Origin of the sequence: Vibrio sp. R-1, assembly GCF_035615595.1 — a bacterium.
GTDB classification, from domain to species: domain Bacteria; phylum Pseudomonadota; class Gammaproteobacteria; order Enterobacterales; family Vibrionaceae; genus Vibrio; species Vibrio cholerae.
On record NZ_WPDC01000115.1, the window covers coordinates 1 to 8,729 of the forward strand.

At 45.2% G+C, this 8,729-nt stretch carries 7 protein-coding genes; 4 read left to right on the plus strand and 3 right to left on the minus strand.

All coding sequences use genetic code 11. The features are described from left to right. Nucleotides 1-3,759: VWA domain-containing protein (locus GOU96_RS16040; protein ID WP_324702016.1), on the plus strand; the 3,759-nt coding region annotated here is incomplete at its 5' end. Between the two features lie 107 nt (nt 3,760-3,866). Here GOU96_RS16040 and GOU96_RS16045 read toward each other — a convergent pair. Both GOU96_RS16045 and GOU96_RS16050 read right to left on the minus strand, forming a co-directional pair. Next, entirely contained in the window at nt 3,867-4,415 is a 549-nt protein-coding gene (locus tag GOU96_RS16045) for a DUF1415 domain-containing protein (protein WP_000102802.1), read from the minus strand. Between the two features lie 56 nt (nt 4,416-4,471). After that, entirely contained in the window at nt 4,472-5,689 is a 1,218-nt protein-coding gene (locus GOU96_RS16050) for an MFS transporter (RefSeq protein ID WP_069216643.1), read from the minus strand. Nucleotides 5,690-5,794: 105 nt separating this feature from the next. Between GOU96_RS16050 and GOU96_RS16055 the strand changes: the two genes are divergently transcribed. Next, on the plus strand, nt 5,795-6,664 hold the full coding sequence (locus GOU96_RS16055; RefSeq protein ID WP_001961372.1) for a LysR family transcriptional regulator: 870 nt from the start codon (nt 5,795-5,797) through the stop codon (nt 6,662-6,664). 30 nt (nt 6,665-6,694) lie between these two features. On the opposite strand, the gene GOU96_RS16060 is transcribed toward GOU96_RS16055, so the two are convergent. Further along, nucleotides 6,695-6,928: a glutaredoxin family protein gene (locus GOU96_RS16060; RefSeq protein WP_000832721.1), complete on the minus strand. Its 234-nt coding sequence runs from the start codon at nt 6,926-6,928 to the stop codon at nt 6,695-6,697. Nucleotides 6,929-7,101: 173 nt separating this feature from the next. Between GOU96_RS16060 and GOU96_RS16065 the strand changes: the two genes are divergently transcribed. Together GOU96_RS16065 and rlmF are read left to right on the plus strand one after the other, a co-directional pair. Then, complete coding sequence (locus GOU96_RS16065) at nt 7,102-7,608, plus strand: M48 family metallopeptidase (RefSeq protein WP_001915344.1); 507 nt, start codon at nt 7,102-7,104, stop codon at nt 7,606-7,608. Further along, on the plus strand, nt 7,605-8,693 hold the full coding sequence (rlmF, locus tag GOU96_RS16070; RefSeq protein ID WP_267780388.1) for a 23S rRNA (adenine(1618)-N(6))-methyltransferase RlmF: 1,089 nt from the start codon (nt 7,605-7,607) through the stop codon (nt 8,691-8,693). The genes GOU96_RS16065 and rlmF overlap by 4 nt, the downstream gene beginning before the upstream one ends. Nucleotides 8,694-8,729: the final 36 nt, after the last annotated feature.

The window sequence follows — 8,729 nt, forward strand, 5'->3', positions numbered from 1 at the left end:
GGCACCAACGATGCGCCAAGTTTGAGTATCGACAAGAGTGCCGTGGTTTCCGAAGAAGGTCTGGCTAACGGCATTGCCGATACGACAGGTAGCAGTGATACCACCAATGAGGTTGCTGCCAGTGGCAAGATCTCTGTTGGTGACGTCGACAGCGACCAGCTGACCGTTTCACTGGGATGGCCAACTGGTGATGACGTTCAACCAGTTTATTCTGGTGGTGTTAAGGTCGAGTGGAGTTGGGATGCCAGCAGCCAGACGCTGGTTGGTTATACCGGGACCCCTGGCGGTGATGGTTACAAGGCGGTGGTCGAGATCAAGCTTACTGCTCCGGATGCGAGTGGCAAGGGGGATTGGCAGTATGACCTGACCCTCAAGGGACCACTCGATCACCCGCTTGCAGATGAGGAAGATAGTCTCTCGTTCGAATTGGATGTCAAGGTCTCTGACGGCGTTGTGACCACGACTGGCAAGCTGGGTATCACTGTCGAAGACGATGCACCAATTGCCGTTGAGATGGAGCCTGTATCTTTAACAGTTGCGGATATCCCAGATGTTTTGGTAGGTAAATTCAATTTAACCAATTACAGCGGTAACAAATCTTCTATTGATGGTGGTAAGTTTACGATCACCGCAAAAGGTTTTGAATCTGCGAACTCTTCTAAACTGGTTGATGCATATGTCAATGGTGGTTCTGAGGGGCTAGGTGTAAGTAGCAATAGCTCGCCTTATCATAATCTTGAAAATGAAGTTGATTTCCGTAAGTTTGCTGATGGAACAACCGCTTCTGAAGAGATCATAGTTAAACTCGATCCCAATACCGTTGCTTATGGCGCTAAGATTGAATTTAGCAAAATGTTCGGTGGGGAACGTGAGAGTGGAGTCGTTGAATTCTGGCGTGATGGTAAGCTTGTAGCGACTCAAGTGTTTACTTCTGAAGAAACCAGCGGTAATTACGCTAAGAATTTCTCAGTACAACAAGGTGGCTTTGATACGATGGTAATCAAAGCTACAGATAATGGTAAGCCCTTTACTCATAAGGATAACAGTGACTTTACTGTTAAAAGTATTGAGTTTATCGGCTCCGACTCACCCGCGGTAATTGCTTACGGCTCTGGTACCGTTATCCCTCAGTGGGGGGCTGATGGTCCTGGAACACTGAAACTTATTGGATTAAATGAGTCAACGACTTTAGAGACAGCCAACGGATCACCCGTTAATGTTGTTGCAGAAAGCGCGAACACTATAGTGGGTAAAGATGCCAATAATAACTTGGTGTTTAAACTTGAGTTCACTCCGGCAACAGGTAAATGGGAGTTTTATCAGTATCAAAATATGAAATCGCCAATAGGTGATGCAGATATTGACTTCAAAGTACAAGTGACAGACGCCGATGGCGATAGTGCTCAACTTGGTTTTGCTGTTAAGCCGATGTCTCCGCCTGTGATCGGTGAGCTTACACTTAATGTTTCAGAAGAGGGCTTGCAAGGTGGAATTGCTGATGGTTCGTCAATATCAAATTCCCAAGATACGACAAACAATACTAGTGCAGATGGTCAACTGAATTTGTCTAACGTTGCTCATTTATCGATGGGAATACCCACTGGTAACTATACGTCGAATGGAGCAGCAATCAGTTGGGTATTATCCGCGGATAAACAAACTCTCACTGGGTCTGCGGGAGGTAATAAAGTTGTTGAATTTACTTTAGATAACCAAGGTAAAGTGCACAGTACCCTCCACTCTCCAATTGATCATGCCAATAAGTCGGGTGAGGATAGCTTGGCTATCAATATCCCACTTGAGGCGAAAAACGCTGCGGGAGCAATAGGAACAGGAAAAGTCACTCTTATTATTGAAGATGATGCGCCGATTGCAAAAGACATTTTCCACATGACCGAATCTGAAACTAAACAGGGTGCTAATGTTCAGTTAATGCTAGATGTTTCTGGGTCTATGGGACGAGATGCAGGTAATGGTAAGACTCGTCTTCAGGTGATGAAAGAATCAGCGATACAGCTTATTGAGCAGTATCAAGCTTTAGGACAAACCAAAGTTCAGTTGATATTGTTTTCGAGTGACGCTTCCATAAAAACAGCTTCAGGCTTGTTATGGATGACGGTTGCTGAGGCCAAAAACTATATCAACGCGTTAAGTGCGAATGGTGGTACGGATTACGACGATGCGATTAAATTAGCTCAAGAGTCATGGTCAGGTACCATTAATGGTCAACCACTCAGTGGAGCAACTAATGTTAGTTATTTCCTTTCAGACGGGGTTCCAGAAGGTTATGACTGGGAATTGAAAAACTCTCAGTGGGTACAAAATCAGAATACTATCGAAACAAACGAACTATCGAGCTGGATAAGCCATCTCCAAACGAATAAGGTTACTTCGCTCGCTTATGGTATGGGTAATAGTGTTCCACAAGGTGAGCTGGACAAGGTGGCTTACGATGGGCATTTGAATCTTGATACCAATGCAGTAGTCGTGCCTGATGTGACAAAGCTTCCACCAATTTTATTGCAGTCTGTCATTCAACCGATTGGCGGTAACTTACTCAATTCTGGTGATGGTTATGGTATTGGTGCAGATGGTGGAGTGATTAGTGAAATTAGTATCAATGGTGTTAAGTACTTGTTTAATGGTCAAACTGTTAGCGTATCAGGCCAGTCAACTTCGCTCACTTATGGCTTTGATGCTTTGACTAAGACATTATCAATTTATATTGATAATAAGCATTCATTAGTTATTGATTTGGACGATGGTAGTTATAAGTTCTATGGCGCTGTAGTCTCACCATCAATTAAATTGGAGTTTGACTATACCCTCAAAGATAACGATGGGGATGTGAGTTCTAATACGATGACGTTTGTTGTTGGAACTGATGTGAACTCTGTAGGTGATGTCATTGATTCGGTTCAGATGTATGACTCAACTCAAACTAACCAAAGAGTACAATGGTCTACTTCTGGTTCAGGTGCTCCGACGGTTTCTTATTATGAACATACTGAAAAAGGTTTAGTGGTAGATGTTGGGGCTGGCGGTGACAATGTGTACTTGGGCAAAGGAGATGACATTATTTTCTTGGGTGAAAGCCAAGCTGTCCTTGATAATAATGCTAATTCACCATCAAGTATCGCGAATGCTCAAGTTAAACTTGAACTCTTTATGAATGGGCCGGATAGCACTATTTTATTGCATCCTAACCAAGGTGAAGATAGTGCGCCGAATACGGCCGCGTTTAGCACGGCTCATATTGATATTGCTCACGGCGGTGGTGGTGACGACCGAATTTACGGGCAAGGTGGTGTTGATCTGATGTTTGGTGGCTCAGGTAATGACCAGCTTTATGGTGGTGAGGGTAACGATGGTCTGCGTGGGGGTACAGGAAACGATACTCTTGATGGTGGCGCAGGCAACGATATCCTTATCGGGGGATTGGGTAACGACATTCTAACTGGTGGCTCAGGTGAAGATCTCTTCAAATGGGTTGATGGTGATTTAGATAATAGTAAAGATAGGATTACCGACTTTACTATTGGCCAAGACAAGATCGATTTAAGCGATTTATTCTCTGATGAAACCAGAACGTTAGATCAACTGCTTAATAGCCATGTTATTGAGATTACTGATAAAGGACAAAACTCGGAAATCGTTATTAATAAGGGACCTACAGAGCACGTTACAATCCAGCTTGATGGAGTAACCGCGGGTGATTTACTCTCCAATTTGGAAAACATAATCCAGATAAAAGATTAGTAGCCCTTAAATAAAAATCCCGCCGACTGGCGGGATTTTTGTCTCTGGAGAGTATGAAGTCTATTTAGTGTTAGTTGGCACGATTAGCTATCAATATGCTGATGTGTTTAGCGAAACAGATAAGGGAAAAGCTGTTTTCTTTCTTGTGCAGAAAGGCTGCTGACTCTTGCGATATTGGTCTCTGGGATAGCTTCTGGATTTGGGTAGTGTTTCAGCACTTTTTCCATGCTCTCTTCGCGGATCAGGTGAAAGATCGGGTAGGGTGAGCGGTTGGTGAGGTTCTCATCATCCTCTGGATCTGTTCCTGCAAAGCAGTAATCAGGATGGAACGTCGCGACTTGAAACACACCTTCCCAGTCTTGTTGGCGAATTAACGCTTCCACCCAGTCGATGTAAAAATTGTAATCAACAAAATCGTGCAGCAGGTTTGGGACAACAACGAGAGTGGTTTCAAGCTCTTGCGGCTCTTTCGTATCAAGTTCAAGCAACTGATCGTAAATATCTTGTAGCAGTGCTTCTTCATCACGGGCTTCACTGACATAGATTTTAATTTGCTGATTACGCTGAGGTTTTGCGGCAAATGGGCATAAGTTTAAGCCGATCACGACCTGATTAAGCCAGTGATCGACTTCTTGAATGATGGTTTCCGTTGACATGTTGAGCTCAGATTCTTCGTTTTACTTGTATCATGTGGCGCTGAGCATAGCACAACTTAGGCCGAAGGGCTGACCAAAGCCTGACTGCCCTGTGGCGTTTGTTTATTTTGTCGGCTTAGGCGCCAACCAAGGATAAACAAGATGAAGTAAAGCCCCAACCCGCCGAGGGTGACTATTTCCCAACCACCGTGTTGCCAACAGTACAGCAGGTAAAAACCACCTAAACTACCGCCGATGTAGTAGTGAACCAAGTAAAGTGCAGTCGCGGTGGCTTTGGCTTGTGTGGCTTTTTGGCTGACCCAAGCGTAAGCCAAAGTGTGGGTGAAAAAGGCGCCGAAGCTAATCAAAATCAAACCGGCCAGCATGGCGGGTATCGCTTCAATCAACGCAATCAACATGCCCGCCATACTGATGAGTGCGCCAAGCATCATACCGGGAATCGCTGAGAAACGCCGGTTCCAGTTGGCGGTGAGCTTTGAGCTCAGTGTGCCAGCCAAATAACAGACGAAAATCAGTGAAGCGATGCCAATGGGCAGTGAGTAGGGTTCGGCGACTAAACGAAATCCCATGACGGAATAGAGGTTAACAAACAGTGCGAAGTTAACCCCGCCAATCAACATAGCGAGCCAGAGTGTACGGTTTTGCAGATGTTTGACCAACGCACGATTGTGATGGAAAAACAGCCCACGCTGCGGTTTAAAATGCTGTTGAATGGGCAGCAAATACGCGACCAAAAGTGCGCCGAGCAGAGTAAAAATGGCCATTGCAACGACCGCATGTTGCCAACCAAGGGCATCAGTGAGTAACCCTCCTGCAATGCGGCCAGTAATACCGCCCAATGAGTTTGCCGCGATATAGCCACCAATCGCCTTACCAAACGCTTGCGGAGAAAGCTCTTCCACCATGTACGCCACCGCAACCGAAGCAAAAGCCGCTAAAGCCACCCCCATTAAAGCTCGGGTAAGTACCAAAAACCAAAATTGCTCCGCGTAAAGCATGGCTAAACCAATCACAGGCATAGCAAATAAGCCGGTCAGCATCACTAATCGTCGCCCAACGGCTTCCGAAGTGACCGCCCAAGGCACGAGACAAAGTGATAAGGCTAAGGTTGACGCTGCAAACAACCAGTTAATTTGGGTTTCCGAAACCGCAAAGTGATTCGCCAAATAAGGCAGCATGGGTTGGAAAAGATAAAGATTGCAGAAAACTAAAAATGAGCCGAAGGCGAGGGCAAAGGTCACTTTTAAATATTGGGGAGAATGCAGTTCAATCATACAGCGGATCCAAGATGCAAAAAGGCGGTGATGTGATCACGATAGCAGTGGCATCTCGATTAATGAAATATATTAAAAATATGGTTGCGATATACAGGATATATGATGGAAGTTCGACAACTGCGTCACTTTGTGACCGTGGCAGAATGGGAAAGTTTTACCTTAGCCGCGCAGCAACTGCATATTGCGCAGCCTGCACTGAGCATTTCGATTAAGAAATTTGAGCAGCAGCTCGGTGTTACCTTATTCAAAAGAGATGAAAGAAAAGTCGCGTTGACTCATGAAGGCGAAGTGTTGCTTGAACATGCCAAGCGCATTTTGCAACAAGTCAATGATGCCCAATTGGCGGTTGATGAGCTCAAAGGCGTTGTGAAAGGCGAGGTACGCCTTGGCGCGCCAAGCATGATGGGCTCTTACTTTTTCCCGCAAATCATTATGGCGTTTAAAAGCCACTTTCCTAATCTGAAAATGACGGTGATTGAAGCGGGTACTCAATCGATCCGTAAAATGCTGCTGTCAGGTGAGTTGGATATTGGGGTAATTTTGAATCACGATCTGCCGGACGATTTGGAAGCGGATCCGCTGCTCTCTTCGCAAATGGTTGCTGTGGTTGGCAAAAATCATGAGTTAGCTGAACGTCGTTATCTTACTTTTGCCGAGTTTTTTGAGCATGAACTGGTGATGTTTAAACCCGGTTATTTTCACCGAGACTTTATCGATAAAGTGTGCCGAGAGCATAAATTTACGGCAGATTTTTCTTTTGAAACCAATTTGTTACCTATGATTCTAAGCATAGTGAAACATGAGTATGCGATTACCGCGCTGTTGGAGTTGGTGACCAGCAATGAACCGGAAGTGAAGGCGATTCCGTTTGAACCGCCGGTGTGGCTTGATCTTGCATTGGCTTGGCGTAAAGAAGGTTATCTGTCCAATGCCGATCGTACTTTTATCGAGTTTGTGAAAAAGTACGTTTAGCGCCAAGAAGAGCATTCATCTTTGCTGCTATTAATCTTTACTGCTGTAAATACGTTCAAAATTGGTGTGGTTCCAGCCAATCATCAAACGATCACCAATTTTTAGTACTGGTACACTGCGAGCGCCGAGAGCATCAAGCTCTTTGCGGCCGCGTTCCATTTTTGCGTTGCATAAGCGGTACTTAATGCCTTTTGAGTCCAGATAACGCTGGGCGTCTTTGCAATGTGGGCATTTATCTTTTATGTACAAAACCACGCGTTTCATTGGAATCTCTCATGTATCAAAAGGGCGCAAAGTGTAACGAGAGTCGGCTGGAGATGCAAATATCCCCTTCCTACTTGAAGCGCTCATACTTATTGGTGTAGGTGATTCTTGAGTGGAAATTGAGTAAACTTGCCGACCTTTTTTGTAACCCAAACTGAGCACGCGAAATGAGTATGCACCCTGCACTGAAGTACATTCAGGGATATCCCCAACACATTGTTGAACAAGTTGCTCAACTGATCGCAAACGACAAGCTGATACCTTGGTTTGAGCAGCGTTATCCTGAGCGACACGATGTCCAGAGTGAAAAAGCACTGTTTGACTTCACCATGGCTTTAAAAAACCAATATATGAAGAAAACGGCTCCGCTCAGTAAAGTGGTGTATGACGGAAAAATTCATCTCATTAATAATGCGCTGGGGTTACACAGCTACGTTTCTCGGGTGCATGGCAATAAACTGAAAGCAAAAAATGAAATCCGTATTGCCAATGTGTTTAAACAAGCACCTGAGCCGCTACTGCGCATGTTAGTGGTGCATGAATTGGCGCATTTAAAAGAGAAAGAACACAACAAAGCGTTTTATCAGCTCTGTTGCCATATGGAACCGAACTATCACCAGCTCGAGTTAGACGCACGGTTATACATGATGGTGCTAGAGCTTAAGGCAGGCAAAGCATGAACACTCCACTTAAGCCAAAACATGGGCAAAAAACAAATCGAAAACCGAAAGCCAATAAGCCAGTTGTGAAAAAGCAGCAAACTAAGCAGCCGACAACCCACAAAGTACATGGTGAGGAAGTCGCTGCCGTTAAATCTGGGTTACATCCACGCAATCGTCATCGCGGGCAGTATGATTTTCCGGCACTGATTAAGGTTGTGCCAGAGTTGCAATCCCATGTGATGAAAAATCCTAAAGGGCAATGGACGATTAATTTTGCCGATCCGATCGCGGTCAAGTTACTCAATAAAGCGCTTTTGGCTCTGCATTACGGTGTCACCTATTGGGATATCCCTGAGGGCTTTTTATGCCCGCCCATTCCGGGTCGTGCGGATTACATTCATCGCGTGGCCGATCTTTTGCTTAAGGACAATCCAAAATTAAACCTTTCTCAAGTCACAGCACTGGATATTGGCGTGGGCGCGAATTGTATCTATCCGATTGTCGGTGTAACGGAATATGGCTGGTCATGGGTTGGCAGTGATGTTGATCCTGTCTCAATTCAACAAGCGAATTTGATTGTTCAAAGCAACTCAACGTTGCAAGGCCATATCGAATGCCGCCTGCAAAAGAACAGCCAACATATTTTTAACGGCATTATTGGGGCGAATGAGCGTTATACGCTGACGACTTGCAACCCGCCTTTTCATGCATCCTTAGCGGACGCTCAGCAAGGAACCCAGCGTAAGTTGACCAACTTACAGGCAAATCAGCGCAAGAAAGGCCGCTTAGCAACGCCAACCTCAAGCCACCCAAGGCTAAATTTTGGTGGTCAGAAAGCCGAGTTATGGTGCCCAGGAGGAGAAGCGGCTTTCATTGGTAAAATGGCGGTAGAAAGCCAGCAGTTTGCCGAGCAAGTACTCTGGTTTACCACGCTGATTTCTAAAGGTGATAACGTTCGTGGCATGAAAAAACAGCTGGAAAAACTCGGGGCTCAGTCGATACAAGTTGTAGAGATGGCACAAGGGCAAAAGATAAGTCGCTTTGTCGCTTGGAGTTTTCAAAATGCTGAGCAGCGCAAGCTGTGGTGGCAGGCAAAATGTTAAGCTTTAAACAAGTTATACCCTTCCTACTTAAAGTTG

Bases quoted from the DNA above. Each gene is read 5' to 3' on its own strand.
- GOU96_RS16045 (WP_000102802.1), bottom strand. From the start codon at position 4,415: ATGTCAACGGAAACCATCATTCAAGAAGTCGATCACTGGCTTAATCAG.
- GOU96_RS16050 (WP_069216643.1), bottom strand. From the start codon at position 5,689: ATGATTGAACTGCATTCTCCCCAATATTTAAAAGTGACCTTTGCCCTC.
- GOU96_RS16055 (WP_001961372.1), top strand. From the start codon at position 5,795: ATGGAAGTTCGACAACTGCGTCACTTTGTGACCGTGGCAGAATGGGAA.
- GOU96_RS16060 (WP_000832721.1), bottom strand. From the start codon at position 6,928: ATGAAACGCGTGGTTTTGTACATAAAAGATAAATGCCCACATTGCAAA.
- GOU96_RS16065 (WP_001915344.1), top strand. From the start codon at position 7,102: ATGCACCCTGCACTGAAGTACATTCAGGGATATCCCCAACACATTGTT.
- rlmF (WP_267780388.1), top strand. From the start codon at position 7,605: ATGAACACTCCACTTAAGCCAAAACATGGGCAAAAAACAAATCGAAAA.